The sequence below is a fragment of the Aquabacterium sp. A08 genome, from assembly GCF_011742065.1.
In genome coordinates this window covers 58,520-85,107 of sequence record NZ_JAAQQT010000688.1, presented here as the reverse complement: position 1 = coordinate 85,107, position 26,588 = coordinate 58,520, and the positions used below count along the sequence as shown (strand labels likewise).

Sequence of the window (26,588 nt, the reverse complement as noted above, 5' to 3'; positions counted from 1 at the left end):
AGCGCGGCCGTGGCGTGGCGGATGGCCGTGCCCATGCGGGTGGACCACTGCCCCTGCATGCCCGCCAGCCGGGCCTTGGCCAGCGCGTCGTAGGGCTGGTGGAAGTCCTTGAACCGCCAGTAACGCACGTCGTGCCGGCCGTCGGAGCAAAAGCCGTGCAGTGCGAAGGGGTCGCCCACCTTCTGGATGGCGTCGGCCAGCAGCGCGCAGGCCGAGCGCGTCAGGTCCAGCACCGTGGGGGCCGGGCCCACGTCTCGCCCGCTCGGCCGCTGCGGAGCGGACTCGGTCGGCCTGAGGAGCGGTGACCCACCAGGGGCTTGCACGGGCTCGTTGGTCGATTGCGACAGGTCCAGCAGCACCAGCACCGCGATGTCGCGCGTCTGGCGCACGCTGCGCTGCAGGATGCGCGGGTCGGGCGGGTGGCCCAGGCGCAGGTCGGTCAGCGCGGCGACGGCGGCGTTGAGGTCGATCTCGTCGCCGTCCTCCAGCCGGCGCACCCGCTGCACCCCCTGCGGCTGCAGCGCGTCGAGCACGACCTTCATGCGGCCGATCAGCGGGCGGTGTTCGGTCAGGATGCCGTCGATCACCGCCGGGTCGCCGACCGGGGGGCGGCGCTCCTGCACCGTGGCCCAGGCCGGGCGTTCCAGCTGGATCGCGTGGTCCCACTCGCCGTAGTGCACCGGCGGCAGCACCGGCTCGCGGCCTTCGCTGTCGTTGAAGGACACGCCTTGGTCTTCGTAAGGAAACAGCTCGGTGCCCAGCACCCAGATTTCCTGCGCGTCGTCGCCGGCGCCTTCCACCTCCAGTTCGTTGACGAATGCCATGAGGTCCACCTGCTTGCGCACCTGCCGGGGCGGCGCGTCGCCGGCGGCCAGGCCGCGCTCAAAGTCGAAACCGTCGAAGGCCCAGAAGTAGCGGTTGTCGTCGCGGTAGGGGGCGGTCTGCCCGTCGGTGCGGGGCTGGAAGGCCGGGCCCTGCGTGAGTTCGCTGTAGCGGTGTGCGAGCTGCACACCGATTTCCCAGGACACCGTGTGGTCGTGCGGGTCGGCCTGCAGGCGTGGCAGGGCCTCGGCCCACAAGGCGCGGCCCTGTGCGATCCAGGGGTGGGCGTCCTCGTGGGCCGGGTCGAGCAGCGCGCGCGCGAGGCGGCCCATCCAGTCGCCCGCCGTGGCCTGCTGCGTGGCGGGCGCGGTGTGCAGCGGCGCCCAGAGGGCCCGCAGACCGGGAAAGCGCGCCTGCGCCAGCGCCTCGACCCGTGCGTCCTCCACCAGGCCGATCAGCGCCCTTTGCCAGGGGCTCAGCGACTCGCCCGAGATCGGCCGGCGGGTGTAGACCAGGTGCGCCGCGGCGTGCGCGGCGGCGGCGCGGTACAGCTGCGTCGCATCCACGGCGCCGGCGTTGCCCGCCACCGCGTCGTACGCGTCGGGCAGGTGGATGACGTGGTCCTCGATGAACGGCCGGTAACCCGCGCGCGATTCGAAGTCCCCCGCCGTGGGCCGCATGAAGAAGTCGCGCCCCCACAGCGCGCGCAGATACATGTTCAGGCGCCGCTGCACGTCCACCAACAGCGTGCCCTTGCGTTCCTGCTGCAGCATGGCCAGCGCTTCCTTGGACTGCAGACCGAAGTAGGCGATCTGTTCCACGTGGTGGGTGCGGTGCGCCTGCGCGCCCCAGGTGGCCCAGCGGCGCAAGCCGCCCAGGGTCAACTGGCCCAACAGGGTGTCGAGCTGGTCCAGCATCGGCCGCAGGCCGCGCGGGGCCTGCGCCACCAGCGTGTTCAGAAACTGCAGGTACTGCCCGAACAGCGCCCCATCGGCCAGGCGCCGGGCGGCCGTGGGCGCGGTGGCCAGCACCCGTTCGATCACCGCGCCCGAAGTTTTGGACGCCAGCGCCAGCGCCGTGGTGGCCAGTTCGCCCACCGCGTCCTCGCCCACTTCCCTGGCCACCTGGGGGACACTGTCCAGCCACGCATGGACGAGCGCCTCCCCTCGGCCCAGCCCTTGCAGCGCGGCCGCGCCTTTCACGTAGTGGTCCAGCCCCCGCGCCGACAGCACCTTGGCCGCTTCGGCCCAGCCGTGTTCCAGCCGTTGGCGCAAGGCTGGCTCCAGTGGCTCGATCCACGCGGCCCGGTCGTGCAGGTGGGCGCTCATCGCCGGTCGACCCCTCGCGGTTCAGAAAAACGTCGCGACCGCGGCGTCCAGCGCGTCGCGCATGTCCGGGTCGTCGGTGATGGGGCGCACCAGCGCCACGCGGCAGGCGGCGGGCGCGGCCACGCCTTGGGCAATGAGACGGCCCGCGTGGATGAGCATGCGGGTGGAAATGCCCTCGTCCAGCCCGTGGCCCTTGAGGTTGCGCGCCCGCTCGCCCACGCCCACCAGCCGTCCCGCCACGTCTTCGCCCACCCCGGTTTCGTGCACCACGATTTCGGTCTCCACCGCCGCCTCGGGGTAGTCGAAGTCCAGCGCGCCAAAACGCTGCTTGGTGGACGGCTTCAGGTCCTTCATCAGGCTCTGGTAGCCGGGGTTGTAGGAGATGACGATCTGGAAATCCGGGTGCGCCCGCACCAGCTCGCCCTTTTTTTCCAGCGGCAGCACGCGGCGGCTGTCGGTCAGCGGGTGGATGACCACGGTGGTGTCCTGCCGGGCCTCCACCACCTCGTCCAGGTAGCAGATGGCGCCGTGCCGCGCGGCCAGGGCCAACGGGCCGTCCTGCCAGCGGGTGCCACTGGCGTCCAGCAGGAAGCGGCCCACCAGGTCGGACGCGGTCATGTCCTCGTTGCAGGCCACGGTGATGAGCGGCCTGTGCAGCCGCCACGCCATGTGCTCCACAAAGCGCGTCTTGCCGCAGCCGGTGGGGCCCTTGAGCATCATGGGCATGCGCACCGAGTAGGCGGCCTCGAACAGCGCCACCTCGTCGGCCACGGGGCGGTAGTAAGGCGGTTCGGCGACGCGGTAGGCGGTCAAAGGGTCACTCATGGGGTCTCCTGTCTTCGGCGGCGGCGCGGGGCTTACACCGTCTGGCCGCGGTACACCACCATGCTGGCCCCCTGCGACTGGCTGGCGTTGTCGTAACCGATCAGGCGCACGTGGTTGTCGGGGTTGGCCCGGTGGCAGGCGGCGCATTCGGCCAGGATGCGGTCCACATCGGTTTCGCCGAACATGGGCAGCTTCCACATGTACCAGTACGAATCCATCAGGTACTGCGGCTCGGTGTGTTCCACGGCCGGGTTCCAGCCCCGGCCCACGATGTACTGCACCTGCTGGCGGATCTCGTCCTGCGTCATCGCAGGCAAGTAGGAAAAGGTCTCGAACTTGCGGCTGGCCGGGTCGGACAGGCGGCTGTGGTAGTCCTGCATGGTCATGGTGGGGTCTCCTGCTGGGTGTGTGTGGGGGGGGTCACTGGTGGGCCAGGTCGAGCTTGTCGACCGTGTCGAACTCGAACTTGATCTCTTTCCAGGTTTCCATGGCCATGGCCAGTTCGGGCGAATGTCGGGCGGCGGCCTGCAGCACGGCCTTGCCCTCTTTTTCCACGGCCACGCCTTCGTTGCGGGCCTTGACGCAGGCCTCCAGCGCCACGCGGTTGGCGGCGGCGCCGGCGGCGTTGCCCCAGGGGTGGCCCAACGTGCCGCCGCCGAACTGCAGCACCGAGTCGTCGCCGAAAATATTGACCAGCGCCGGCATGTGCCACACATGGATGCCGCCCGAGGCCACCGGCATCACGCCGGGCATGGAGCCGAAGTCCTGGTCGAAGAAAATGCCGCGGCTGCGGTCCTCGCGGATGAAGCGGTCGCGCATCAGGTCGATCCAGCCCAGGGTGGAGGCGCGGTCGCCTTCGAGCTTGCCCACCACGGTGCCCGAGTGCAGGTGGTCGCCGCCCGACAGGCGCAGCACCTTGGTCAGCACGCGGAAGTGGATGCCGTGGTGCGGATTGCGGTCCAGCACGGCGTGCATGGCGCGGTGGATGTGCAGCAGCATGCCGTTGTCACGGCACCAGTTGGCCAGCCCGGTGTTGGCGCACAGGCCGCCGGTCAGGTAGTCGTGCATGATGATGGGCGCGCCCAGTTCCTTGGCGTATTCGGCGCGCTGGTACATCTCTTCGGGCGTGGGCGCGGTCACGTTCAGGTAGTGGCCTTTGCGTTCACCGGTTTCGCGCTCGGCCTTTTGAATGGCTTCCATCACGAAATCGAAACGCTGGCGCCAGCGCATGAAGGGCTGGCTGTTGACGTTCTCGTCGTCCTTGGTGAAGTCCAGACCACCGCGCAGGCATTCGTACACCGCGCGACCGTAGTTCTTGCCCGACAGGCCCAGCTTGGGCTTGATGGTGCAGCCCAGCAGCGGCCGGCCGTACTTGTTCATGATGTCGCGCTCGACCTGGATGCCGTGGGGCGGGCCGCCGCAGGTCTTGACGTAGGCAATGGGAAAGCGCACATCTTCCAGCCGCAGGGCGCGCAGCGCCTTGAAGCCGAACACGTTGCCCACCAGCGAGGTCAGCACGTTGACCACCGAGCCCTCTTCGAACAGGTCGATCGGATAAGCCACGAAGGCGTAGAAGCAGGTGTCGTCGCCGGGCACGTCCTCGATGCGGTAGGCGCGGCCCTTGTAGTAGTCCAGGTCGGTCAGCAGGTCGGTCCAGACCGTGGTCCAGGTGCCGGTGGACGATTCGGCGGCCACGGCGGCGGCCACTTCCTCGCGGTCCACGCCGGGCTGCGGGGTGATCTTGAAACAGGCCAGGATGTCCGTGTCCTTCGGGGTGTAGTGGGGTTCCCAGTAGGTGCTGCGGTATTCCTTGACACCGGCGTTGTAGGTTTTGACGGCCATGGGGTCTCCTCGTGTGGGTGGGTCGGGTGTCGGTCCGTGGGCTCAGTGCCCGGGGGGCAGGTGCTGAACTGGGATCGATTCTGGGCGCACACACCATTAAGTAAAAGTAAAATGTTTTTACGGTTATGTTTTACTTGAATAAATCTTTTAACCCATGAACCTGCGCCACGTCACCCTGCACCAGCTGCGCATCTTTGGGGCGGTGGCCCAGCACGGCAGCTTCGCCCGCGCGGCCGAGGCGATGCACCTGTCGCCGCCCACGCTGTCGCTGCAGGTCAAGCAGCTGGCCGGCACGGTGGGCCAGCCCCTGTTCGAGCAGCTGGGCAAGAAGATCTACCTGACCGCCGCCGGCCAGACGCTGGCCGAGGCCTGCCAGGACCTGGACCAGCGGCTGGAACGCCTGTCGCAGGACCTGGACGCGCTGCACGGGGTGGAGCGCGGCAGCCTGCGCGTGGCCATCCTGACCACGGTGAAGTACACCGTGCCCAAGCTGCTGGGCAGCTTCTGCGTGGCGCACCCGGGCATCGAGGTGGCGATGCAGGTGGGCAACCGCGAAAACCTGCTGCAGCGCCTGGCCGCCAACCAGGACGACCTCTACATCATGGGCCAGCCGCCGGAGCACATGGACGTGGTGTGCGAGCCCTTCGCCGACAACCCGCTGGTGCTGGTCGCCCCCCCGGGCCACCCGCTGGCGGGCCAGGCCAACCTGCCGCCGCAACGGCTGGCGCACGAACCCTTCGTGGTGCGCGAGGCCGGCTCAGGCACCCGGCTCACGGCCGAACGGTTTTTTGCCCAGCACGGGCTGCAGCCGCCCACGCGGCTGGAGGTCAGCAGCCACGAAGCCATCAAGCAGACCGTGGCCGGCGGGCTGGGGCTGGCGGTGGTGTCGGCCTCCACGGTGGTGGCCGAACTGGCGCTGGGCGAACTGGTGCAGCTCGACGTGCGGGGTTTTCCGCTGCTGCGGCACTGGTACGTGGTGACGCCGCGCGGCAAGCGGCTGTCGCCGGCCGCGCAGGCCTTCAAGGCGTGGTTGTTCGATCACCGCCCGCCAGCGGCCCCGCCGGTGCGTCCGGTGGCGGCGCGACCGGCACGTCGCCGTGCGGCCCGTCCGGCGGGGCCAACCGGCGGATGACCACCTGATCGATGCGGCGGCCGTCCAGCGCCAGCACCTCGAAGCGCCAGCCGGCCACCTCCACCGAGTCACCCACCTCCAGCAGCTCCCCGGCCACCGTCTGCATCAGGCCGGCCACGGTGTTGTAGCGGTCGCGGTCCTCGTCGGGCAGGCTGTCGATGTCCAGCCGGGCCTTCAATTCGTGCGCGGGCATGGCGCCGTCGAGCCGCCAGGACCCGTCGGGCAGCGGCGTGGCCCAGGCCTCCTGCGGGGTTTCGGGCGACAGTTCGCCGGTGATCGCCTCCAGCAGGTCCAGCGGGGTCAGCAGGCCCTGCACCACCCCGTACTCGTCCACCACAAACACCATGCGGCTGGCCTGGGCGCGGAACTGCTCCAGCAACTCCATGCCGCTCAGGGTTTCGGGCACGAACACCGGCGCCACCGCGTTGCGGTACCAGCCGTCGGCCGCGCCACTGGCCTGCAGTTCCAGCAGGCGCGGCAGGTGGATCACCCCGACCACCTCGTCCAGCCCGCCGCGGCACACCGGGTACCACGAGTGCCCGCCCTGCTGCGCCTTGGCCAGGGCTTGGTCGAGCGGGTCGGCCACGTCCAGCCACAGCACATCGGAGCGCGGCAGCATGATGCTGGCGAGCTGCCGGTCGTCGAGCAGGAACACGTTGCGCACCATGCGGTGTTCGTGCGCCTCGATGATGCCGGCGCCCACGCCCTCCTCCAGGCTGGCGTTGATTTCTTCCTCGGTCACGTGCTGCACCGCGTTGTTGTCGATGCGCATCAGCTTGAGCACCCCGTGGGTGGTCATCGACAGCAGCATCACAAACGGCTTGGCGCCCTGGGCCACCCCCGCCATCGGGCGCGACACCCAACGCGACACGGTTTCCGGGTACATCTGGCCAATGCGCTTGGGCACCAGCTCGCCGAAGACAATGGTGACGAAGGTGATCACGACCACCACGATGGCCGTCGCGGTGACGTTGGCCGTGGTGTCCGACAGGCCCCAGCCGCCCAGCCAGGCGGCCAGCCCGGCGCTGAAAGCGGCCTCGCCGACGATGCCGTTGAGCATGCCGATGGAGGTGATGCCCACCTGGACGGAGGACAGAAACTGGGTTGGGTTGTCCAGCAGCTTCAGGGCAGCAGCGGCCCCCTTGTCGCCGCTTTCTGCCATGGCACTCAGGCGCGCTTTGCGGCTGCCGGCCAGGGCCAGTTCAGACATGGCAAAAGCGCCGTTGAGGAGGGTCAGAAAGACGATTAAAAGGATATCCATAATGCGTGGATGGCACTTTACTTCATTGGCGATGTGCAGGGCTGCCACGGCCCTCTCGAACACCTGCTCCAGACCCTGGATTTCTCGCCCAGCCGCGACACCCTCTGCCTGCTGGGCGACGCGGTCAACCGCGGCCCCGGCTCGCTGGCCGTGCTGCGCCGGCTGATGGCACTGGGGAGCTCGGCTCAGTGCCTGCTGGGCAACCACGACCTGCACCTGCTGGCGGTGGCGCACGGGGTGCGCAAGCCGCACCGTTCCGACACGCTGGACGACATCCTGGCCGCGCCCGACCGCCTTGCGCTGCTGGACTGGGTGCGCCAGCGCCCGCTGGCGCTGGAAGCCGGTGGCTGGCTGCTGGTGCACGCCGGGGTGCTGCCCGGCTGGGACCGGGCGCGCACGCTGGCGCTGGCCGAAGAGGTGTCGCAGCACCTGCGCGGCCCCGACGGCGCCGACTGGCTGCACACCATGTACGGCAACCACCCCGACCGCTGGGACGACAGTCTGGCCGGCGCCGACCGCTGGCGCGTGGTGGTCAACGCCCTGACGCGCCTGCGCTTTTGCAACGCCCAGGGGGTGATGGAGTTTTCGACCAAGGACAACGCGGGCGCGGCCCCACCGGGTTACCTGCCGTGGTTCGAGGTCCCGGGCCGCCGCACCGCCGGCACGCCGGTGGCGTTCGGGCACTGGTCCACACTGGGGCTGGTGCAGCGCGCCGACTTGCTGGCGCTGGACACCGGCTGCGTCTGGGGCGGTTGCCTGAGCGCGGCGCGCATCACGCCGGCAACACCCGGCCAGCCGGGTTCGGTCGAGGTGCTGCAAGTGCCGTGCCCACAGGCGCAACGCCCGGGCCGGCACTGACGGCGAGGGCGCCCGCGCTCAATCGACGGTTTCGGGCGGGGGCGCGGCCTTGAACAAGGCGGCGGTTTTCTTGCGCGGCTTGATGAAGGGCGACAAGCCGCGTCCGGCGGCCGGCTTGGCCTGGGCCTCCCAGGCGGGTGGGGCCTCGGGCGCCGCGCTGGGCTCGTAAGGCTTGCTGAAGAACGGGTCCGCCGAGGCCGGTGCGCGGCCGCTGCGCTGCGGCGGGCGTTCGCTGCGTTCGCGCCGCACCTCGTCGCGGGCGCGCTCGTCGTGCCAGTGGCGCTGGCCGTCGTTGATGCGCCCCGTCGGGCCACCAAAGCGGCGGCGGTCGGCTTCCAGTTCGATCGGTTCGACCTCGGCCTTCTTGCCGAGGAGCTTTTCAATGTCGGCCAGGTTGCGCGCGTCCTTGCCACTGACAAACGACACCGCCAGGCCCGAGGCGCCGGCGCGACCGGTGCGGCCGATGCGGTGCACGTAGTCTTCGGCGTTGAACGGGATGTCCAGGTTGAACACCGCCGGCACGTCCTTGATGTCGAGGCCGCGGGCGGCCACGTCGGTGCAGATCAACAACTCGACTTCGCCCTTCTTGAACGCTTCCAGCGCCTTGAGGCGTTCGTCCTGGCTCTTGTCGCCGTGCAAGGCGGCGGCGTTGAGGCCGTCGCGCTCCAGCGCGCGCGCCATGCGGGCACAGCCCAGCTTGCTGTTGAGGAACACGAAAGCCTGCTTGATGCCCTTCTCGCGCAGGATCTGCTTGAGCGCCTGGCGCTTGTCGTCTTCTTCGACCCGGTAAAAGCGCTGCTCGATGGTGGACGCGGTGGCGTTGGAGCGCGCCACCTCGATGGTGACCGGGTCTTGGAGGTAGCTGCCGGCCAGGCGCTTGATTTCGGGCGAGAAAGTGGCCGAAAACAGCAGCGTGGTGCGCTGCTTGGGCAGGTAGCTGAGGATGCGCTGCAGGTCGGGCAGGAAGCCGATGTCCAGCATGCGGTCGGCCTCGTCCAGCACCACGTACTCGACCTGGTTGAGCACGCAGTTCTTGGCTTCAATGTGGTCCAGCAGCCGGCCCGGGGTGGCCACCAGCACTTCCACGCCTTTTTTCAGCTCGGCGGTCTGCGGCTTCATGTCCATGCCGCCAAACACCACGGTGCTGCGCAGTTGGGTGTACTTGGCGTACAGCGCGATCTGCTGGGCCACCTGGTCGGCCAGTTCGCGGGTGGGCAGCAGCACCAGGGCGCGCACCGGGTGGCGGGCGGGCGAGGTGGACGCGTTCTCGTGCTTGAGCATGCGCTGCAGCAGCGGCAGCGAGAACGCAGCGGTTTTGCCGGTGCCGGTCTGGGCCGCGCCCATCACGTCACGGCCCTGCAGCACCACCGGGATCGCCTGCGCCTGGATCGGCGTCATGGCGGCAAAGCCCATTTCGGTGATGGCGCGCTGCAGGGGCGCGGACAGGTTCAGTTCAGAAAAAGCTTGTGTCATGTAGCCGGTTATTGTCGCACCTTGGCGTGAAATGCACAGCAAAACGCCTGGCGACGCCACGCCAGGCGTTGTTTTGACACCGATAGTCCGGCCCGCTCAGGCGTAGGACGGGGCCGGCTCGCTGGTGGCACGGCCCTGGAAATCGGTCCAGCAGCGGCGCGAGAAGTCGTACAGCTTGCAGCGGCGCGCGGTGTTGAAGTACCAGCGCCAGCTGAAGCGCTGCACGATGATGCGGCCGGGCAGCATGTCTTCCAGCAGCTGCTGCGCCTGTTTGAGCTTGTACAGCGGCACGCTCATGTCCACGTGGTGGGCGGTGTGCTCCATGATGTGGTGCACCAGCGCGCCGATGCGCAGCGGAAAAATCAGGTGCACGGTGGTGGAGACGAAGGGCGCGGCCTTGGCCCAGGCGGTCTTGTTGTCGTGCCACTGCGAACGCACGTGGGTGTGGTGCACGTACACCACAAAGCCGATCATGCAGTTCCACACGAAGAAAGGCAGCACCACCGCGGTCAGCACCAGCGTCCAGACGCTTTGCCCGGTCAGGCCCGCCAGGGCCACCACCGCCCCCAGCCACAGCAGGCCAAAGGCCGAGGCCAGCAGGCTGTCGAGGGTGAAGATGGCGCGGCGCGTGGGCATGTGGCGGCGGTTGGGGAAGAACTCCCGCTTCCACCAGATTTCGATCATGTAATAAAAGCCCGGCCCCCAACCGCTGCGGTACAGGCGCTGCAGGGCGCGCTGGAACGGCCCGAGTGCCTGGTATTCGGCCGCCGTCAGCGGCTCCCAGACGAAATCCACGCCCTTGAGGTTGGTGTAGCCGTGGTGCACCACGTTGTGGCCCACGTCCCACAGGCTGTAGGGGGTCAGCGACGGCAAAAAGGCGATGCGCCCCAGCCACTTGTTCAGGGTGCGGTGCTCGGTCAGACTCTGGTGGCAGGCGTCGTGGCCGATGATGAACAGCCGCCCGATCACCAGCCCGGCCACCACCCCGCACAGGGCCTTGAGCCAGACGGCCTCGGCCAGCACCGCCCCGGCGATCAGCGCCAGCCACAGGGCGTAGTCCAGCGCCAGCAGGGCAAAGGCGCGCCAGGTTTGGCGCTGCACGATGGGCACCAGCCAGCCACGGATCACCTTGCGGTGGGGCATGGCATCGCCCGGGGCGATCGGGGTTCCCGGCAGGTGCGGGGTGCGGGCCGGCGAGGCGGCAGAAGCGTTCACGGGATTCGGCATAAAACGGTCCAGGCAATCCATCCAGCGGCACCGCGCGGCGCCGCATCACGAATGCAGGGGATGCTAGCGCCGACGCCCACCCCCGTCCTTGACCCACGTCAAAGCTTGGGCCCGGGGCGCATTTGCGCGACCGGGGTCGTCGGCATATAATCTTTGGCTTTGCTGGCAACATCCACAAACCCTTAAGGAAATTCCATCATGGCAACCAAGCCGAAGAAAAAGAACCCCCGCCTGGCGTCTGGCCGCAAACGCGCCCGCCAAGACGTCAAACTGAACGCCGCCAACAGCTCGCTGCGTTCCAAGTACCGCACCGCCGTCAAGAACGTGGAAAAGGCCGTCGTCGCTGGCGACAAGTCCAAAGCCACCGAACTGTTTGCCAAGATGCAGGCCGTGGTCGACACCATCGCCGACAAGGGCATCTTCCACAAGAACAAGGCCGCTCGCGACAAGAGCCGCCTGTCCGCCAAGGTCAAGGCCCTGGCCGTTGCAGCCTAAGCTGTAACCTCAAGCCCGGGCCCGGGCATCGCCCAGGCCCGCCGTTTGTACCGGGTGCGCTGCCAGCACATCGGCCTCACGGCCAAGAAAAAACCCACCGAGCGATCGGTGGGTTTTTTCTTGGCATCTGAAAGCAAGGCTTCAGCGCGGTGGTGGGTCGGGCAGCAGGCAAGCTTCGGCCACCTGCAGGTCGTTGTCTTTGGCGAAGTTCATGACGAAGTCCCAGGCCATCACGTCGTAGTCGCGCAAGGCGCGGTTGACAACCACGCACTTGACGCCGTTGAGCACCTGCGGAATGCACCAGGGCGAGTAGCTCAGGTGTGCGCCGGGCACCTTGCCGGCCGGGTGGAACTGGGCCATGACGCCCGCCAGGCGCTCGGCCCAGTCGCTGGGTCGAAAGGTCTTGCCCGCGTGGGTGATGCCCTGGATGAAGACTTCTTTGGCGTTGGGAGAGACCATCTGGTGGAGGCCCTGGGTGGGGGTGAAAGGCACGGGCCCGGAGGATCGCTCCGGCCCGCCACGACTCTTCACTATTGTATCTTATATAAGACTTGAGGCTGGTGTTTACCCTAGCCTGACGCAGGCCGCTGGCGGTCACAGGACCGACCCGGGACTGCGCCTAAAATGCATGTTCAACGGCCCGACTTGCGTTGGGCCGCCGTTATTTTGGCCCTGTCACCAGGCTTTGTTTTTTCGGGAACCGCCCATGTCCAACACCTCTGCCCCGGTTGAACCCCACGTCATGACCACCTACGGCCGCGTGCCGATCGCGCTGTCGCATGGCCGAGGCAGCCGCGTCTGGGACGTGAACGGCAAGTCCTACCTGGACGCGCTGGGCGGCATCGCGGTCAACACCCTGGGCCACGCCCACCCCAAGCTGGTGCCGGCGCTTCAGGACCAGATCGCCAAGCTGATCCACACCAGCAACTACTACTACAACCCGGCCACCGAAACCTTGGCGCGCCAGCTGGTGGAGCGCTCGGGCATGAGCAACGTGTTCTTCTGTTCCAGCGGGCTGGAGGCGAACGAGGCCGCGCTCAAGCTGGCGCGCAAGTTCGGCCACGACAAGGGCATTGAGCGGCCCGAGGTGGTGGTGTACGAGAAGGCCTTCCACGGCCGCTCCATCGCCACGCTGAGCGCCACCGGCAACCCCAAGGTGCATGCTGGCTTCGGCCCACTGGTGGAGGGTTTCATCCGCGTGCCCGCCAACGACATCGAGGCCATCCGCCGGGCCACCGCCGGCAACCCCAACGTGGTGGCGGTGTTCTTTGAAGCCATCCAGGGCGAAGGCGGCGTCCACCCCATGACGCCCGACTACATGCAGCAGGTGCGCGCCCTGTGCGACGCCAACGACTGGCTGCTGATGATCGACGAGGTGCAGTGCGGCATGGGCCGCACCGGCAAGTGGTTCGCCCACCAGTGGGCCGGCATCACCCCCGACGTGATGCCGCTGGCCAAGGGCCTGGGCTCGGGCGTGCCCATTGGCGCGGTGGTGGCCGGCCCCAAGGCCGCGCACATTTTCCAGCCGGGCAACCACGGCACCACCTTTGGCGGCAACCCGCTGGCGGTGCGGGCCGGGCTGGAAACCATCCGCATCATGGAAGAAGACGGCCTGCTGGACAACGCGGCCCAGGTCGGCTTCCAGCTGCTGACCGCGCTGACCACCCAATTGATGCAGGTGCCGGGCGTGAAAGAGGTGCGCGGCAAGGGCCTGATGATCGGCATCGAGCTGGACCGCCCCTGCGGCGTGCTGGTGCAGCGCTGCGCCGACGCCGGCCTGCTGCTGAGCGTCACCGCCGACAGCGTGGTGCGCATGGTGCCGCCGCTGATCCTGACCGGCGCCGAGGCGGACGAGATCGTCGCCCTCCTGGTGCCGCAAATCAAAGCCTTTCTGGCCGAAACCACCGCCTGACGCCCGCCATGCACGCCTCCATCACCCCGCCGGTGCCGGTCCAGCACTACCTGCAGTTCAAAGACCTGTCGGCCGACGACTACGGCTACCTGCTGACGCGCGCGGCCTACATCAAGCGCCAGTTCAAGACCTACCAGAAGCACCACACGCTGACCGACCGCACCCTGGCCATGATCTTCGAGAAGGCCAGCACCCGCACCCGCGTCAGCTTCGAGGCCGGCATGTACCAGCTCGGCGGCAACGTGGTGCACCTGACCACCGGCGACAGCCAGCTCGGCCGCTCCGAGCCGATCGAGGACAGCGCGCGCGTCATCAGCCGCATGACCGACATCGTCATGATCCGCACCTTCGGGCAGGAAAAGATCGAGCGCTTTGCCGCGCATTCGCGGGTACCGGTCATCAACGGCCTGACCAACGAATTCCACCCCTGCCAGATCCTGGCCGACCTGTTCACCTGGCTGGAACACCGGGGCCAGCGCGCCGACGGCACGCTGGACGTGAGCGCCCTCAAGGGCATCACCGTGGCCTGGGTGGGCGACGGCAACAACATGGCCAACACCTGGCTGCAGGCGGCCGAGATCCTGGGCTTCAAGGTGCACGTGAGCACGCCCAGCGGTTACGAGATCAACCCCGAAGTGGCGGGCGTGACCTGCCCCGACTGCTGGCAGGTGTTCAGCGACCCGATGGCCGCCTGCCGCGGCGCCGACCTGGTGACCACCGATGTGTGGACCAGCATGGGCTACGAGGCCGAAAACGAAGCCCGCATGAAGGCCTTTGCCGCCTGGTGCGTGTCGGCCGAGATGATGGCGCAGGCCAAGCCCGATGCGCTGTTCATGCACTGCCTGCCCGCCCACCGCGGCGAAGAAGTGACGGCCGAGGTGATCGACGGCCCACAGAGCGTGGTGTGGGACGAGGCCGAAAACCGCATGCACGTGCAGAAGGCCCTGATGGAGTACCTGCTGCTGGGCCGCCTGGCCTGACCCCGCCGCCCGCCATGAGCCATTGCCAGACCTGTGGTGCCTGTTGCGCCAGCTTTCGCGTGGACTTCTCGGTGTTCGAGACGCAGTCCGAAGGCGGCAGCGTGCCCGACGGTCTGTGGGTGCCGGTGACCGACCACACCGCCCGGCTGCGCGGCACCGACCACGGCCGACCGCGCTGCGCGGCCCTGTCTGGACCGGTGGGTGAGAAAGCCACCTGCGGCATCTACGAATGGCGACCCAGCCCCTGCCGCGAGTTCGAGGAAGGCAGCGTTGCCTGCGCGTCGGCACGCCGCCGCCACGGGCTGCCACCCCTGGTGGGCCACTGACGCCATGTCCGCCTGCACCACCTGCGGCGCCTGCTGCCACAGCTACCGGGTCGAGTTTTCGGTGTACGAACTCGACAGCCTGGGTGGCACCGTGCCCGAGGCGCTGACCGAAACGGTCAACGGCGCCACCTGCCGCATGCAGGGCACGGGCACCGTGCCGATCCGCTGCGTTGCGCTGGAGGGCGCGCTGGGCGAACGCGCGCTGTGCCGCATTTACCCGCAACGCCCACGCCCCTGCGCCGAACTCGACGAGGGCAGCTACGGCTGCAACAAGGCGCGCGTGCGCCACGGCCTGCCCCCGCTGGGCGAATGGCTGGGCGTTTGAAAGACACCATGCAAGCCCTGCTCGAAGCCATCGCCTGTGCGCACATGCCAACCGACGCGCAACGCCTGTTCCACGGGCGAGGCGGCCGGTACCCGGGCAGCGAAGCCTGGACGCTGGACGCCTACCCGCCGGTGTGGCTGGTCACCAAATTCGGTGACGCCACGCCCGAAGAGCACGCCACACTCGACGCCGCCTTTCGGGCCCGGCACGGCCAGCTCGGCGGGGACGGGCAGCTCAACGCCGTGCTGCAGGCCCGTGCCGACGGCCGCAGCCAGACCACGGTGCTGGCCGGCGCCGTGCCCGAATCGCACACGGTGACCGAAGACGGGGCGCGCTACCGCGTCAACCTGCTGCGCGGGCAAAACCACGGCCTGTTTCTGGACATGGCCGAAGGCCGGCGCTGGGTGCGTGCCCACGCCCGGGAACAAAAGGTGCTCAACCTGTTCGCCTACACCTGCGCGTTTTCCGTCGCGGCGCTGCAGGGTGGTGCCCGCGAGGTCGTGAACCTGGACATGGCCCAAGGGGCACTCACCACCGGGCAGCAGAACCACCAACTCAACGGCCTGCACAGTGGGGCCAAGTTCCTGGCACACGACCTGTTCAGTTCCTGGGGCAAGGTCACCCGCCTGGGCCCGTACGGGCTGGTGGTGGTCGACCCGCCCAGCTACCAGAAGGGCAGTTTCGTGGCGAACAAGGACTACGCCCGCCTGCTGCGCCGCCTGCCCGACCTGCTGCGACCCGGCGGCCACGCGCTGCTGTGCCTGAACGCGCCCGAAATTCCCGAGCAGTTTCTGCGCGACCTGCTGGCCACCGAAGCGCCCGAGCTGGCGGTGCTGGGCCGCCTGGACAACCCGGCCACCTTCGCCGACGTGTCGCCCGACCGGGCGCTCAAGGTGATGGTTTGCCAGGCCCCACCCCTCCCGAACCCATGACACCCTGTTTCGACGCCATCGTCATCGGCGCCGGTGCCGCCGGCCTGTTTTGCGCCGGTGTGGCCGGCCAACGCGGCCTGCGGGTGCTGTTGATCGACCACTCGCCCAAGGTGGCGGAAAAAATCCGCATCTCGGGCGGCGGCCGCGCCAACTTCACCAACCGCGACCTGGACCCGCGCCAGCCGCACAAGCACTACCTGGGCGAGAACCCGCACTTCTGCCGCTCGGCCCTGTCGCGCTACACCCCGACCGACTTCACCGACCTGCTGCAGCGCCACGGCGTGCCCTTCCACGAGAAACACAAGGGCCAGCTGTTCTGCGACCGTTCGGCGCAAGACCTGATCGACGTGCTGCTGCGGGAATGCGACGCCGGCGGCGTGACCCGCTGGCAGCCCTGCGGCGTCCACGGCGTGGCGTTTTCCGACGCCGACCCCGCCATCCGCTACACCCTGCAGACCGACCGGGGCGCGGTGAGCGGCCACTCGCTCGTGGTGGCCACCGGCGGCCTGTCCATCCCGAAAATCGGGGCCACCGACTTCGGCTTCCGCCTGGCGCGCCAGTTCGGCCTGAAGGTGGTGGAGCCGCGCCCGGCGCTGGTGCCGCTGACCTTCGACCCGCAGGCCTGGGCGCCGTTCGCCGACCTGTCGGGCCTGGCGCTGCCGGTGCGCATCGAAACCGGCGAGAAAAAACAGCGCCAGGCCTTCGACGAAAACCTGCTGTTCACCCACCGCGGCCTGAGCGGCCCGGGCGTGCTGCAGATTTCGAGCTACTGGCAGCCGGGCACGCCGCTGCGCATCGACCTGCACCCCGGCGCCGCGCTGGAGCCGCTGCTGCAAGACGCCAAGGCCCGCTCGCGCAAATTGCTGCCCAACGAACTGGCCCACCTGCTGCCCAGCCGACTGGCCGACACCTGGACCGCGCCCCGCACCGACTGGCAGCGCCCGGTCAACGAAACGCCGGACAAAGCGCTGGCCCAGCTGGCCGACAGCCTGCACCGCTGGATGCTCACCCCCACCGGCACCGAAGGCTACGCCAAAGCGGAAGTGACGGCGGGCGGGGTGGACACCAAGCAAGTATCGTCGCAGACCATGGCATCGACGCAGCCCGGGCTGCACTTCATTGGCGAGGTGGTGGACGTGACCGGCTGGCTCGGCGGCTACAACTTCCAGTGGGCCTGGGCCAGCGGCTTTGCCTGCGCCCAGGCGCTGGCCCAAGCCCCGGCCTGAACCACGCAAGCCCCGCCGGCCAGTGCTTGCACCGGGCCCCGGTCAAGCACCGGCCGGGTGGCCCAGCGCCGCCTCCAACCGCTCGCACAGGGTACGCAGCACCTCGATGCGTGCCCACAGCTTGTCGTCCGACGCCACCACGTGCCACGGCGCCACCTGGGTCGAGGTGCGGTCGATCATGTCGCCCACCGCCGGTTCGTACTGCGGCCACTTGTCGCGGTTGCGCCAGTCCTCGTCGGTGATTTTGTAGTGCTTGTGCGGCGTGTCCTGGCGCTCCTGGAAGCGGCGCAGCTGCTCCTCGGGCGTGATGGCCAGCCAGAACTTGACGATGACCACGCCGGCCTCGGTCAGTTCTTCTTCGTACTCGTTGATCTCGCCGTACGCGCGGCCCCAATCGGCCTCGCTGCAAAAACCCTCCACCCGCTCCACCAGCACGCGGCCGTACCAGGAGCGGTCGAACACCACCGCCCGGCCGTGGCGCGGGATGTAGCGCCAAAAGCGCCACAGGTAAGGCTGGGCACGCTCGTTCTCGTTCGGCGCGGCCACCGGCACCACGCGGTAAAAACGCGCGTCCAGCGCCTGGGTGATGCGCCGGATGGTGCTGCCCTTACCGGCGGCGTCCATGCCTTCGAACACCACCACCAGGGAACGGTCCTGCATGCGCGGGTCGCGGCTGAGCAGGTTCAGCCGGCCCTGCAGGGTTTCCAGTTCGTCCTCGTAGGGCTTGCGCGACAGGCGCCGGGTGTAGTCCTGCGCCGCCAGCAGGCTGCGCCGGTCCAGTGGCGCGTCCAGGGGGGCGCTCAAAGGGGGGCGCGGTTTCCGCCGGTCCACCGGCTGCTCGAAGTGCTGCTCCAGCACCCGCAGCAGGTGGCGCCCGGCGGTCAGGTAGCGGTAGTGGGCGTCGCTGCCCTCGATCACCACCCACGGCGCCTCGCCCAGGCTGGTCTTGCGCAGCGCCTCGTCGCTGACGCGGATGAAATCGTCGTAGTGCTTGAGGTCCTCCTTCTCCTGTGGCGTCACGCGCCAGGCGGTTTTGGGGTCGGCCTCCAGCTCCTTCATGCGCGCCTTGGCGGCCTTTTTGGACAGGTGGAACCACAGCTTGACCAGCACCACGCCCTCGGCCGCCAGCATGCGCTCGAACTGGCGGATGCGCTCCAGCCGGTGCACGAAACGGTCGTGGCCGTCGCGGTCGTGGGCGTAGGCCACAATGGGGTCGGTGTACCAGGACCCGAACAAAATGCCGATGTGCCCCTTGGGCGGCAATACGTTCCAGAAGCGCCACATCTCCGGGTGCTTGCGCTCGGCCTCGGTCATCGGGCCAAACGCTTCGGTGCGGATGTGGCGCGGGTCCATCCATTCGTTGAGCACGTTCACGGTCTCGCCGCGGCCGGCACCGTCCACCCCGTTGACCAGGATCACCACCGCGGTCTTGGCCTCGTGCAGCAGGCGGTACTGGGCCTCCAGCAAGGCCGCGCGCAGCACCGGCGCCTCGCGCTTGAAGGTTTTTTTGTCGATCTGGTGGCCAATTTCGGCGGATTCAAACATGCGCACATCTCCTGCGTCCCGGCGGTGCTGCCACTGTAGCGGCAAAAACCCCTGGGCAACACCCCAAGACCGGTCTATAATGCTGGACTTTGCTGGCAAACCCCCGTCGGCCGTGATCACCTTGTAGACGGGGAAAACTTGCCGCGGCGCGGTTTTGGGGCCCGATCTTCCCTGGACACCGGCGCGGCGCAAACTGGAAACCATTAGCTAATGACCACCATCCGCGTTAAAGACAACGAACCCTTCGACGTCGCCCTGCGCCGTTTCAAGCGCACCATCGAAAAACTGGGCCTGCTCAACGACCTGCGCGCCCGCGAGTTCTACGAAAAGCCGACCGCCGAGCGCAAGCGCAAGAAGGCCGCCGCCGTCAAGCGCCACTACAAGCGTGTGCGCTCCATGCAGCTGCCCAAGCGCCTGTACTGAGCCGTGGCGGCTTCGCCGCCCACCGTGTTCAGCACACACCAGCCCGCTCGAGGACGCTCCAGCGGGCTTTGTTGTTTCTTGCCCCACCACCCCACCCACTCCACGGAGCACCCCATGTCCCTCAAAGCCCAGATCACCGAAGACATGAAGGCCGCCATGCGCGCCAAGGACAGTGGCCGCCTCGGCACCGTTCGCCTGCTGCTGGCCGCCATCAAGCAAAAAGAGGTGGACGAGCGCATCGAGCTGGACGATGCGGGCGTGGTCGCCGTGGTGGACAAGCTGCTGAAGCAGCGCAAGGACTCCATCGCCGCCTTCGAGCAGGCCGGCCGCACCGACCTGGCCGACGTGGAAAAGGCCGAAGCCGCGGTGCTGCAGGTCTACCTGCCGGCCCGCCTGAGCGCCGAGGCAGTGGGCGCTGCGGTGCAGGCCCTGGTGGCCACGCTGGCGGCCGAACTGGGCCGCGCGCCCGGCGCCGCCGACATGGGCAAGCTGATGGGCGCCGCCAAGGCCCAACTGGCCGGCCAAGCCGACATGGCCCAGGTCTCGGCCGCCGTCAAGGCCGCCCTGGCCGGCTGAAACGGCGCCACCCCTTCGGCCTTTTTCGCCCCTGCCCCGCATGACGGCCCCCGCTGCCCCCGCGTCCGCCACCCCGGCCGGCGCCCCCATCGGGGTGTTCGACTCCGGGGTGGGCGGCCTGTCGGTGCTGCGCGAGATCCGCGCCCTGCTGCCGGGCGAAACGCTGCACTACCTGGCCGATTCCGGCCACGCACCCTACGGCGACAAAACCCCAGCCTACGTGCAAGCCCGCGCCGAAGCCTTGGTGCAGGCCCTGCTGGCCCAAGGCTGCAAAGCGGTGGTGGTGGCGTGCAACACGGTCACCGGCCTGTCCATCCGGCACCTGCGGGAACGCTTCCCGAACGTGCCCATCGTGGCCATCGAACCCGCTGTGAAGCCGGCCGCCGCGCAGACGCGCAGTGGCGTGGTGGGCGTGCTGGCCACCCGCAACACGGTGCACAGCCCCGGGCTGGCCCGGCTGGTGGCGGAACACGCCCACGGCGTGCGCGTGCTGGCCCAGGCCTGCCCGGGCTGGGTGGAACGTGTGGAGCGCGGCGAACTGGATGGCCCCGACACCGAAGCCGCGGTGGCCGAACACCTGGCGCCGCTGCTGGCCCAGCACGCCGACACCCTGGTGCTCGGCTGCACCCATTACCCGTTTTTGCGGCCGGTCATCGAACGGGTGGCGGGCCCGGGCGTGGCGGTGCTGGACCCCTCGGCGGCGGTCGCGCGCGAACTGGCGCGCCGGCTCGAGGCCCTGCGGCTGCGCAACCCGGCCGGCAGCGGGAGCGAACGTTTCTGGAGCAGTGGCGACCTGGCGCGCGCGGCCCAGGTGATGGGCGTGCTGTGGCCCCAGCCAGTGGCGGTGGAACGCCTGGCCGAGCCGACCGAAGCCTGAGGCCCGACGCGGCCCGGCCACACAGCCCAGGCCGCCGGCCCACTCCGCCGCTCGGTCAAAAGCGGCCCGTGTGCTTCAACTGCCGGCCAGCTTCATGCGGTCGATCAGGATGGAACCGACGTTCTTGGCCCCATAACCGTACACATCGGCCCCGATCGCCTGGATGCCCTGGAACATGTCCTTCAGGTTGCCAGCGATGGTGATTTCCTGCACCGGGTAGGCGATCTGGCCGTTTTCCACCCAGTAGCCGGCGGCGCCGCGCGAGTAATCGCCGGTCACGTAGTTCACGCCTTGGCCCATCAGCTCGGTCACGAACAGGCCGGTGCCCAGCTTGCGCAGCATGGCGTCCAGGTCGTCGCCGGCCTGGGTCTGGCGGCTGGTCAGGTACAGGTTGTGCGAACCGCCCGCGTTGCCGGTGGTGCGCATGCCCAGCTTGCGCGCCGAGTAGGTGCTGAGGAAATAGCCCTTGATGCAGCCGGCGCTGACCACCTGGCGCGCCACGGTCTTGACGCCTTCGTCGTCGAACGGGCTGCTGCCTTTGGCGCCCAGGATCAACGGGTCCTCGAACAGGTCGATGTGCTTCGGGAACACCTGGCGGCCCAGGCTGTCGACCAGAAAACTGGTCTTGCGGTAGAGCGCGCCGCCGCTGATGGCCTGCACAAAAGCGCCCAGCAGGCCGGCGGCCAGCGGCGCCTCGAACAGCACCGGGCATTCGGTGGTGGCCACCTTGCGCGGGTTCAGGCGCGCCAGCGCACGCTCGGCGGCGTAGCGGCCCACCGCCTCGGGGCTGGCCAGGTCGGCCGGCGCGCGGGTGGAGCTGAACCAGTAATCGCGCTGCATGTTCGCGCCCTTGCCGGCGATGGGGGCCACCGAAAAGCTGTGGCGCGAACTGGCGTAGCCACCGCGGAAAATGCCGGCGCGGCCGCGTTCACCGCCGCGCAGGTGCTCGGTGAAAAAGTGCGACTGCTGGGCCGACACGCCGGCACCTTCGCTGTTGGTGATCTTCTTGCTGGTGGCCAGGGCCGCGGCCTCGCAGCGCAGGGCGATCTGCACCGCCTCCTCGGCGCCGATGGCCCAGGGGTGGAACAGGTCCAGGTCGGGGTAGTCGTTGGCGATGTCCTGCTCGTCGGGCAGGCCGGCCACCGGGTCTTCGGCGGTGAAACGCGCGATGTCGTAGGCCGCCTGCACCGTCTGGCGGATGGCCGCCGGGGAAAAATCGGAGGTGGCCGCGTTGCCGCGGCGCTGGCCCAGGTACACGGTGATGCCCAGCGACTTGTCGCGGTTGCGCTCGACGTTTTCCAGCGCGCCCTTGCGCACCGACACGCTCAGGCCCGCGCCTTCGGACACCTCGACGCCCGCGTCGGACGCGCCCAGTTGCCGGGCGTGCGTCAGGGCCAGGTCGGCCAGCTCCTCGAAACGGCCGCGGCTGTACTGGAAGCCGGGCAGCGGCGCATCGGGGGCGGCAGGGGTGGCGGGCGTGGCCGGGGCACGGCGGGACGGTGCGGCCGCGCGCGGGGCGGCCGGGGTCGGGGTCTTTTTCATGTCGACGGCTATGATACTTGGATGGCACGCAAACCCACCAAAGGCTATTTCGTCAAAGGCCATTTCGTTGCAGAAGGCAGCGAGCTGGACCTGGAACTCAAGCGCGAACTCAAAGGCGACGTCGAGGTCAGCAAGACCGACCTCAAAAAACACAGCGACCACCTGCAACACCTGGGCGAGCAACTGCTGACCCTGCGCCAGGGCCTGATGCTCAAACTCGACCTGCCCGACAAGCTGCTGGAGGCGGTGGCCGAGGCCAAGCGCATCACCAACTTCGAGGGCAAGCGGCGGCAGATGCAGTTCATCGGCAAGCTGATGCGCAAGCTGGACGAGGCCACGGTGCAGACGATCGAGGCCGCGCTGGCGGTGCAGCACCAGGGCAGCGCGGCCGACACGCTGCGCCTGCACCTGGCCGAGCAGTGGCGCGACCGGCTGATCGCCGACGACACGGCCCTGACCGAGTGGCTGGCGCTGGACGCGGCGGCCGACCTGCAGCGGCTGCGTTCGCTGATCCGCCAGGCGCGCAAGGACGCGCAGGAACAGGCCGCCGCCGAGCGCCCGGGCGAGGCCGTGCGCCACGGCAAGAGCTACCGCGAAATTTTCCAGCTGGTGCGCGAGCGGCTGGACGCACAGGCCCGTGCCGAGGCCGGCGACACCCCCGAAGACACCGCACACTGAGCCCCGCCATGAGCACTTACGACCCCGTCAAGATCGGCATCGTTTCCATCAGCGACCGCGCCAGCAGCGGCGTTTACGAAGACAAGGGCCTGCCCGCGCTGCAGGACTGGCTGGGCCGCGCGCTGCGCAACCCGATCAGCTTCGAGCCGCGCCTGATTCCCGACGAGCAGGCCGTCATCAGCCAGACGCTGATCGAACTGGTGGACGCCGGCTGTGCCCTGGTGCTGACCACCGGCGGCACCGGCCCGGCGCGGCGCGACGTGACGCCCGAGGCCACGCTGGCCGTCGCCCACAAGGAAATGCCCGGCTTTGGCGAACAAATGCGCCAGATCGGCCTGGCCTTCGTGCCCACGGCCATCCTGTCGCGCCAGGTGGCGGTGGTCCGCGACCGCACGCTCATCATCAACCTGCCGGGCCAGCCCAAGAGCATCGCCGAGACGCTGGAAGGCCTGAAGGACGCCGACGGCCGGCCACGGGTGCACGGCATTTTTGCCGCCGTGCCTTACTGCATCGACCTCATCGGCGGGCCTTACCTGGAAACGCACGAGGCCGTGTGCCCGGCCTTCCGGCCGAAGAGCGCCCTCCGCCCGCCGCGCGCTTGAGGGCCACGCCCCACCCGCCGGCCTCGGCGGGCCCACGGCTCACTTGCCGACCAGGTCGTTGAGCTTTTGCGCCTCGAAGTGTTCGGTGGTGGCGGCGTCGGCCGGCATTTCTTTGCGCGGGCAACTGAGCTTTTCCAGCGCCTGCCACAACAGCGCGATCTGGTGCTCGTGGCCGGCGGCGTTGTCGATCAGGCCGCGCAGGGCCTGGCTCAGCGGGTCGTCGTTCTGGGTCACGCCATAGGCGGAAAACCCCATTTTCTCGGCCGCTGCCTCGCGCTTGGCGTCGGCCTCGGCCTGGATGATGCGCGCCGGGTTGCCCACCGCGGTGGCGCCGGCCGGCACCGGCTTGGTCACCACCGCGTTGCTGCCGACCTTGGCGCCGTCGCCCACGGTGAAGCCGCCCAGCACCTTGGCGCCGGCCCCCACCACCACGTTCTGGCCCAGGGTGGGGTGGCGCTTGGTGCCCTTGTAAAGCGAGGTGCCACCCAGTGTGACGCCGTGGTAGATGGTGCAGCCGTCGCCGATTTCGGCGGTTTCACCGATGACCACGCCCATGCCGTGGTCGATGAAGACGCGCTGGCCGAGCCGCGCGCCGGGGTGGATTTCGATGCCGGTGAGCCAGCGGTTCCAGTGCGACACCCAGCGCCCCAGCCACTTGAAACCGCCGTGCCAGCAGGCGTGCGCCAGCCGGTGCAGGACCACCGCGTGCAAACCCGGGTAACACGTCAGCACCTCCCAGCGCGAACGGGCGGCAGGGTCGCGTTCGAGGATGCAGTCGATGTCGGACTTGAGGCGGGCGAACATGCGTGGTGTGTGTCGGAGTGGGCCAGACAGTCTAGCGCTTTGCCCGGCCCGCGGTCTGCTGCATGGCGCGCGCCACCCCGCGCAGGATGTGGACTTCCTCGGCCGTGGGCTGGGCCCGGTTGAACAGCTGGTTGAGCCGGGGCAGGAGTTTTTTCGGCGCGGCGGGGTCGAGGAAACCGACCGCGACCAGCGCCTCCTGCCAATGCGCCAGCAGGCCGGCGATGGCCTGGGCATCGGCCGGCGCCGCACCATCGGCCAGGGGCGCCGGGTTGGACGCAGGCACCGCCCCGTCGAACCCGCCCAGCGCCTGGCGCCATTCGTAGGCGATCAGTTGCACCGCGGCGGCGATGTTCAGGGAACCGTACCCGGCCGCGGTGGGGATGCGCAGGCAGGCGTGGCAGCGGTACACGTCTTCGTTTTTCATGCCATAGCGCTCGCTGCCGAACAGCAGGGCCAAGCCTTGGGCCGCGACCGGGGCAGCAGCACCCGGCGCCAGCCAGTCAGCCGCCAGGGCCCCGAGGTGTTCGCGCGGTGCCCGGGTCGGCGGGCCGAAGTCGCGCGGCGTCATCGCAGTGGCACACAGGTGGGTCATGCCATCCAGGGCGGCGTCCAGCGTGTCCACCACCCGGGCGCGGGCCAGCACGTCGGCCGCGCCGCTGGCGCGGTCCACCGCTTCGTCGCGCTGCAGCACATCGGGCCAGCGTGGGCGCACCAGCACCAGGTCGTCAAAGCCCATCACCTTCATGGCGCGCGCCACCGCGCCCACGTTGCCGGCGTGGCTGGTTTCGATCAGGACGAAGCGGGTGGCGGGAAAAACAGGGTTCACGTTGCGCTGGGGTGGTGCCCCAAGTAAAATGGCGCTATTGTCGCTGTCATCGCGCAGCCCTACCCCGTTCCTCGCACAATCCATGTCCTCCCATCTGCACCCCATGCTCAACGTGGCCATCAAGGCTGCGCGCACCGCTGGCAACATCATCAACCGCGCGGCGCTCGACGTCGAATCGGTCCGCGTCTCGGCCAAGCAAACCAACGATTTCGTCACCGAAATCGACCACGCGGCCGAGCGTGCCATCATCGACACGCTGCTGGGGGCTTACCCCGACCACGGCATCTGGGCCGAAGAGTCGGGCCGCCGGGAGGGCAAGGGCCAGGGCCGCAAGCACACCTGGATCATCGATCCGCTGGACGGCACCACCAATTTCATCCACGGCTTCCCGGTCTATTGCGTCAGCATCGCGCTGATGTACGACGGCAAGATCGAGCAGGCCGTGGTCTACGACCCCACCCGCAACGACCTGTTCTGCGCCACCAAGGGGCGCGGCGCCTACCTGAACGACCGCCGCATCCGCGTGGCCAAGCGCACCGTGCTGCGCGACTGCCTGGTCAGCACCGGCTTCCCCTTCCGCCCGGGCGACCAGTTCCAGACCTACATGCAGATGCTGCAGGACGTGATGCCCAAGGTGGCCGGCGTGCGCCGCCCCGGTGCCGCCGCGCTGGACCTGGCTTACATCGCCGCGGGCTTTGCCGACGGCTTTTTTGAAACCGGCCTGAGTCCCTGGGACGTGGCCGCCGGCTCGCTGCTGGTGACCGAGGCCGGCGGCCTGATCGGCAACTTCACCGGCGAGGCCGACTTCCTGGAACAGAAAGAGTGCCTGGCCGGCAACCCGCGCATTTATGGCCAGCTGGTGGGCCTGCTGGGCAAGTACAGCAAGTTCGCCAGCGCCGGCGACAAGGCCGCCGTGCGCCAGGCCACCGCACCGGCCGCCGCCGACGCCCCCGCGGCGGCCGAGGCCCCGGACGCCGCGGGCGACGACGCCCCGTTCTGAATGAGCGCGGGCGACCACCCCCTGCGCCTGCCGGGTGAGCACAGCCCTTTCTGGATACGCTACCCGCTGGACATCCGGCAACAACTGCGCGCCCTGGCCAAGCAGCGCGAACGGGTGCTGCTGTGGCACGGCCCGGAGGCGTCCATCGTCTCCAGCGTGCTGGCGGTGGGCAACCAGGGCGACCTGCTGCTGGACGTCGGGCCCGACGCGCGCACCAACGAACGCCTGCTGGGCCAGGCCGAAGTGCTGCTGACCGCCAACCTGGACGGGGTGGACCTGCAGGCGCCCATCGGCCCGCTGCAGCGGGCCACCCACGACGGCCTGCCGGCCTTCGCTTGTGCCGCGCCAGTGCGCCTGCACCGCCTGCAGCGGCGCGAGTTCCACCGCATGTCCCTGCCGGCCGGCCACAAGGTGCGCTGCACCCTGCCGGTGGGCACGCCGCCGCAGCCGGTGTCGGTTGAACTGATCGACCTGTCGCTGGGTGGCCTGTGCCTGGTCGATCCGGGTTGGCCCGGCCTGCTGCTGCACAATGGCGCTGTGGTGCACGGTTGCACCCTGACGCTGGACGCCTTGGGCGAGTTCACGACCGAGCTGGAAGTGCGCCACGTGGAAACCCAGACCAGCCGCAGCGGCCAGGTGCGGCACAAGGTGGGCTGCCGCTTTGGCCGGCTGACGGCACGCGCCGAACAGCTGCTGCAGCGCTGCATCACCCAACTGGAGCTGGACCGCCGCGCCCTGAGCGGCTGACCCC

General features: G+C 69.0%; 28 protein-coding genes. 16 read left to right on the top strand and 12 right to left on the bottom strand.

Annotated elements, in window-relative coordinates; all coding sequences use genetic code 11:
• The 4 genes from HA630_RS18860 to HA630_RS18845 form a co-directional block, all read right to left on the bottom strand.
• A partial coding sequence (locus tag HA630_RS18860) for a nitric oxide reductase activation protein NorD (RefSeq protein ID WP_166836772.1) occupies window positions 1-2,150 on the bottom strand: 2,150 nt, incomplete at its 3' end.
• A gap of 21 nt (window positions 2,151-2,171) precedes the next feature.
• Window positions 2,172-2,975 carry a CbbQ/NirQ/NorQ/GpvN family protein gene (locus tag HA630_RS18855; protein WP_166836770.1) on the bottom strand — a complete coding sequence of 268 codons (804 nt, stop codon included), beginning with the start codon at window positions 2,973-2,975 and terminating at the stop codon, window positions 2,172-2,174.
• 32 nt (window positions 2,976-3,007) lie between these two features.
• Window positions 3,008-3,355, bottom strand: coding sequence for a ribulose bisphosphate carboxylase small subunit (locus HA630_RS18850; RefSeq protein ID WP_371809291.1), 348 nt, complete (start codon window positions 3,353-3,355; stop codon window positions 3,008-3,010).
• A gap of 40 nt (window positions 3,356-3,395) precedes the next feature.
• On the bottom strand, window positions 3,396-4,817 hold the full coding sequence (locus HA630_RS18845) for a form I ribulose bisphosphate carboxylase large subunit (RefSeq protein WP_166836767.1): 1,422 nt from the start codon (window positions 4,815-4,817) through the stop codon (window positions 3,396-3,398).
• 154 nt (window positions 4,818-4,971) lie between these two features.
• Here HA630_RS18845 and HA630_RS18840 point away from each other — a divergent pair, with 154 nt between their 5' ends.
• Entirely contained in the window at window positions 4,972-5,949 is a 978-nt protein-coding gene (locus tag HA630_RS18840) for a LysR family transcriptional regulator (protein WP_166836765.1), read from the top strand.
• Here HA630_RS18840 and HA630_RS18835 read toward each other — a convergent pair.
• A complete protein-coding gene (locus HA630_RS18835; RefSeq protein ID WP_166836763.1) occupies window positions 5,837-7,210 on the bottom strand; it encodes a hemolysin family protein in 1,374 nt (457 codons plus the stop codon). The two genes, HA630_RS18840 and HA630_RS18835, sit on opposite strands and share 113 nt — an antisense overlap.
• Window positions 7,211-7,219: 9 nt before the next feature.
• Between HA630_RS18835 and HA630_RS18830 the strand changes: the two genes are divergently transcribed.
• Window positions 7,220-8,068 (top strand): symmetrical bis(5'-nucleosyl)-tetraphosphatase, encoded by an 849-nt coding sequence (locus HA630_RS18830; RefSeq protein WP_166836761.1) that lies wholly within the window; start codon window positions 7,220-7,222, stop codon window positions 8,066-8,068.
• A gap of 18 nt (window positions 8,069-8,086) precedes the next feature.
• Here the strand turns inward: HA630_RS18830 and HA630_RS18825 are convergent, their stop codons facing one another.
• Both HA630_RS18825 and HA630_RS18820 read right to left on the bottom strand, forming a co-directional pair.
• On the bottom strand, window positions 8,087-9,541 hold the full coding sequence (locus tag HA630_RS18825; protein WP_166836759.1) for a DEAD/DEAH box helicase: 1,455 nt from the start codon (window positions 9,539-9,541) through the stop codon (window positions 8,087-8,089).
• Between the two features lie 96 nt (window positions 9,542-9,637).
• Window positions 9,638-10,768, bottom strand: a complete 1,131-nt coding sequence (locus tag HA630_RS18820) for a fatty acid desaturase (RefSeq protein WP_166836757.1) — start codon at window positions 10,766-10,768, stop codon at window positions 9,638-9,640.
• Between the two features lie 195 nt (window positions 10,769-10,963).
• Here HA630_RS18820 and rpsT point away from each other — a divergent pair, with 195 nt between their 5' ends.
• Window positions 10,964-11,263 carry a 30S ribosomal protein S20 gene (gene rpsT / locus HA630_RS18815; RefSeq protein ID WP_101047014.1) on the top strand — a complete coding sequence of 100 codons (300 nt, stop codon included), beginning with the start codon at window positions 10,964-10,966 and terminating at the stop codon, window positions 11,261-11,263.
• Window positions 11,264-11,404: 141 nt separating this feature from the next.
• On the opposite strand, the gene HA630_RS18810 is transcribed toward rpsT, so the two are convergent.
• The gene (locus HA630_RS18810) at window positions 11,405-11,722 is read right to left on the bottom strand and encodes a DUF3579 domain-containing protein (RefSeq protein WP_166836755.1); all 318 of its coding nucleotides are present in this window, start codon (window positions 11,720-11,722) and stop codon (window positions 11,405-11,407) included.
• Window positions 11,723-11,969: 247 nt separating this feature from the next.
• Here HA630_RS18810 and HA630_RS18805 point away from each other — a divergent pair, with 247 nt between their 5' ends.
• The 6 genes from HA630_RS18805 to HA630_RS18780 are packed head-to-tail and all read left to right on the top strand — an operon-like array spanning window position 11,970 to window position 16,964.
• Window positions 11,970-13,175 carry an aspartate aminotransferase family protein gene (locus HA630_RS18805; protein WP_166836753.1) on the top strand — a complete coding sequence of 402 codons (1,206 nt, stop codon included), beginning with the start codon at window positions 11,970-11,972 and terminating at the stop codon, window positions 13,173-13,175.
• Between the two features lie 8 nt (window positions 13,176-13,183).
• Window positions 13,184-14,155 (top strand): ornithine carbamoyltransferase, encoded by a 972-nt coding sequence (argF, locus tag HA630_RS18800; RefSeq protein WP_166836751.1) that lies wholly within the window; start codon window positions 13,184-13,186, stop codon window positions 14,153-14,155.
• Between the two features lie 14 nt (window positions 14,156-14,169).
• The gene (locus HA630_RS18795; protein ID WP_166836749.1) at window positions 14,170-14,481 is read left to right on the top strand and encodes a YkgJ family cysteine cluster protein; all 312 of its coding nucleotides are present in this window, start codon (window positions 14,170-14,172) and stop codon (window positions 14,479-14,481) included.
• A 4-nt stretch (window positions 14,482-14,485) separates the two neighbouring features.
• The gene (locus HA630_RS18790; RefSeq protein WP_166836747.1) at window positions 14,486-14,806 is read left to right on the top strand and encodes a YkgJ family cysteine cluster protein; all 321 of its coding nucleotides are present in this window, start codon (window positions 14,486-14,488) and stop codon (window positions 14,804-14,806) included.
• 8 nt (window positions 14,807-14,814) lie between these two features.
• Entirely contained in the window at window positions 14,815-15,738 is a 924-nt protein-coding gene (locus tag HA630_RS18785; protein WP_166836745.1) for a class I SAM-dependent methyltransferase, read from the top strand.
• A complete protein-coding gene (locus HA630_RS18780; RefSeq protein WP_166836743.1) occupies window positions 15,735-16,964 on the top strand; it encodes an NAD(P)/FAD-dependent oxidoreductase in 1,230 nt (409 codons plus the stop codon). Before HA630_RS18785 ends, HA630_RS18780 begins: the two co-directional genes overlap by 4 nt.
• A 42-nt stretch (window positions 16,965-17,006) precedes the next feature.
• Here HA630_RS18780 and pap read toward each other — a convergent pair whose 3' ends face one another.
• Window positions 17,007-18,509, bottom strand: a complete 1,503-nt coding sequence (pap, locus tag HA630_RS18775; protein ID WP_166836741.1) for a polyphosphate:AMP phosphotransferase — start codon at window positions 18,507-18,509, stop codon at window positions 17,007-17,009.
• Between the two features lie 210 nt (window positions 18,510-18,719).
• Here pap and rpsU point away from each other — a divergent pair, with 210 nt between their 5' ends.
• The 3 genes from rpsU (at window position 18,720) to murI (ending at window position 20,385) form a co-directional block, all read left to right on the top strand.
• Entirely contained in the window at window positions 18,720-18,932 is a 213-nt protein-coding gene (rpsU, locus tag HA630_RS18770) for a 30S ribosomal protein S21 (protein ID WP_101047008.1), read from the top strand.
• A gap of 114 nt (window positions 18,933-19,046) precedes the next feature.
• Window positions 19,047-19,508 (top strand): GatB/YqeY domain-containing protein, encoded by a 462-nt coding sequence (locus HA630_RS18765; RefSeq protein ID WP_166836739.1) that lies wholly within the window; start codon window positions 19,047-19,049, stop codon window positions 19,506-19,508.
• Window positions 19,509-19,548: 40 nt separating this feature from the next.
• On the top strand, window positions 19,549-20,385 hold the full coding sequence (murI, locus tag HA630_RS18760; protein WP_166836737.1) for a glutamate racemase: 837 nt from the start codon (window positions 19,549-19,551) through the stop codon (window positions 20,383-20,385).
• 75 nt (window positions 20,386-20,460) lie between these two features.
• On the opposite strand, the gene pmbA is transcribed toward murI, so the two are convergent.
• The gene (gene pmbA / locus HA630_RS18755) at window positions 20,461-21,927 is read right to left on the bottom strand and encodes a metalloprotease PmbA (RefSeq protein ID WP_166836735.1); all 1,467 of its coding nucleotides are present in this window, start codon (window positions 21,925-21,927) and stop codon (window positions 20,461-20,463) included.
• 21 nt (window positions 21,928-21,948) lie between these two features.
• Here pmbA and yjgA point away from each other — a divergent pair, with 21 nt between their 5' ends.
• Both yjgA and mog read left to right on the top strand, forming a co-directional pair.
• Window positions 21,949-22,605: a ribosome biogenesis factor YjgA gene (yjgA, locus tag HA630_RS18750; protein ID WP_166836733.1), complete on the top strand. Its 657-nt coding sequence runs from the start codon at window positions 21,949-21,951 to the stop codon at window positions 22,603-22,605.
• Between the two features lie 8 nt (window positions 22,606-22,613).
• A complete protein-coding gene (gene mog / locus HA630_RS18745) occupies window positions 22,614-23,207 on the top strand; it encodes a molybdopterin adenylyltransferase (protein ID WP_166836731.1) in 594 nt (197 codons plus the stop codon).
• Between the two features lie 39 nt (window positions 23,208-23,246).
• Here the strand turns inward: mog and cysE are convergent, their stop codons facing one another.
• Together cysE and HA630_RS18735 are read right to left on the bottom strand one after the other, a co-directional pair.
• Window positions 23,247-24,011, bottom strand: a complete 765-nt coding sequence (gene cysE, locus HA630_RS18740; RefSeq protein WP_166836729.1) for a serine O-acetyltransferase — start codon at window positions 24,009-24,011, stop codon at window positions 23,247-23,249.
• A 31-nt stretch (window positions 24,012-24,042) separates the two neighbouring features.
• Window positions 24,043-24,837, bottom strand: a complete 795-nt coding sequence (locus HA630_RS18735; RefSeq protein WP_371809289.1) for an RNA methyltransferase — start codon at window positions 24,835-24,837, stop codon at window positions 24,043-24,045.
• A gap of 82 nt (window positions 24,838-24,919) precedes the next feature.
• Here HA630_RS18735 and HA630_RS18730 point away from each other — a divergent pair, with 82 nt between their 5' ends.
• Window positions 24,920-25,837 (top strand): inositol monophosphatase family protein, encoded by a 918-nt coding sequence (locus HA630_RS18730; protein WP_166836725.1) that lies wholly within the window; start codon window positions 24,920-24,922, stop codon window positions 25,835-25,837.
• The gene (locus HA630_RS18725; RefSeq protein WP_166836723.1) at window positions 25,838-26,584 is read left to right on the top strand and encodes a flagellar brake protein; all 747 of its coding nucleotides are present in this window, start codon (window positions 25,838-25,840) and stop codon (window positions 26,582-26,584) included. It begins immediately after the preceding gene.
• Window positions 26,585-26,588 lie beyond the last annotated feature (4 nt).

Coding starts and splice junctions, on each gene's coding strand:
- HA630_RS18795 (WP_166836749.1), top strand. CDS start 14,170: ATGAGCCATTGCCAGACCTGTGGTGCCTGTTGCGCCAGCTTTCGCGTG.
- HA630_RS18825 (WP_166836759.1), bottom strand. CDS start 9,541: ATGACACAAGCTTTTTCTGAACTGAACCTGTCCGCGCCCCTGCAGCGC.
- HA630_RS18790 (WP_166836747.1), top strand. CDS start 14,486: ATGTCCGCCTGCACCACCTGCGGCGCCTGCTGCCACAGCTACCGGGTC.
- HA630_RS18725 (WP_166836723.1), top strand. CDS start 25,838: ATGAGCGCGGGCGACCACCCCCTGCGCCTGCCGGGTGAGCACAGCCCT.
- HA630_RS18810 (WP_166836755.1), bottom strand. CDS start 11,722: ATGGTCTCTCCCAACGCCAAAGAAGTCTTCATCCAGGGCATCACCCAC.
- rpsU (WP_101047008.1), top strand. CDS start 18,720: ATGACCACCATCCGCGTTAAAGACAACGAACCCTTCGACGTCGCCCTG.
- mog (WP_166836731.1), top strand. CDS start 22,614: ATGAGCACTTACGACCCCGTCAAGATCGGCATCGTTTCCATCAGCGAC.
- HA630_RS18730 (WP_166836725.1), top strand. CDS start 24,920: ATGTCCTCCCATCTGCACCCCATGCTCAACGTGGCCATCAAGGCTGCG.
- HA630_RS18855 (WP_166836770.1), bottom strand. CDS start 2,975: ATGAGTGACCCTTTGACCGCCTACCGCGTCGCCGAACCGCCTTACTAC.
- yjgA (WP_166836733.1), top strand. CDS start 21,949: ATGGCACGCAAACCCACCAAAGGCTATTTCGTCAAAGGCCATTTCGTT.
- HA630_RS18765 (WP_166836739.1), top strand. CDS start 19,047: ATGTCCCTCAAAGCCCAGATCACCGAAGACATGAAGGCCGCCATGCGC.
- HA630_RS18820 (WP_166836757.1), bottom strand. CDS start 10,768: ATGCCGAATCCCGTGAACGCTTCTGCCGCCTCGCCGGCCCGCACCCCG.
- HA630_RS18805 (WP_166836753.1), top strand. CDS start 11,970: ATGTCCAACACCTCTGCCCCGGTTGAACCCCACGTCATGACCACCTAC.
- HA630_RS18835 (WP_166836763.1), bottom strand. CDS start 7,210: ATGGATATCCTTTTAATCGTCTTTCTGACCCTCCTCAACGGCGCTTTT.
- HA630_RS18785 (WP_166836745.1), top strand. CDS start 14,815: ATGCAAGCCCTGCTCGAAGCCATCGCCTGTGCGCACATGCCAACCGAC.
- pap (WP_166836741.1), bottom strand. CDS start 18,509: ATGTTTGAATCCGCCGAAATTGGCCACCAGATCGACAAAAAAACCTTC.
- pmbA (WP_166836735.1), bottom strand. CDS start 21,927: ATGAAAAAGACCCCGACCCCGGCCGCCCCGCGCGCGGCCGCACCGTCC.
- HA630_RS18830 (WP_166836761.1), top strand. CDS start 7,220: ATGGCACTTTACTTCATTGGCGATGTGCAGGGCTGCCACGGCCCTCTC.
- HA630_RS18845 (WP_166836767.1), bottom strand. CDS start 4,817: ATGGCCGTCAAAACCTACAACGCCGGTGTCAAGGAATACCGCAGCACC.
- HA630_RS18850 (WP_371809291.1), bottom strand. CDS start 3,355: ATGCAGGACTACCACAGCCGCCTGTCCGACCCGGCCAGCCGCAAGTTC.
- argF (WP_166836751.1), top strand. CDS start 13,184: ATGCACGCCTCCATCACCCCGCCGGTGCCGGTCCAGCACTACCTGCAG.
- cysE (WP_166836729.1), bottom strand. CDS start 24,011: ATGTTCGCCCGCCTCAAGTCCGACATCGACTGCATCCTCGAACGCGAC.
- HA630_RS18780 (WP_166836743.1), top strand. CDS start 15,735: ATGACACCCTGTTTCGACGCCATCGTCATCGGCGCCGGTGCCGCCGGC.
- murI (WP_166836737.1), top strand. CDS start 19,549: ATGACGGCCCCCGCTGCCCCCGCGTCCGCCACCCCGGCCGGCGCCCCC.
- HA630_RS18840 (WP_166836765.1), top strand. CDS start 4,972: ATGAACCTGCGCCACGTCACCCTGCACCAGCTGCGCATCTTTGGGGCG.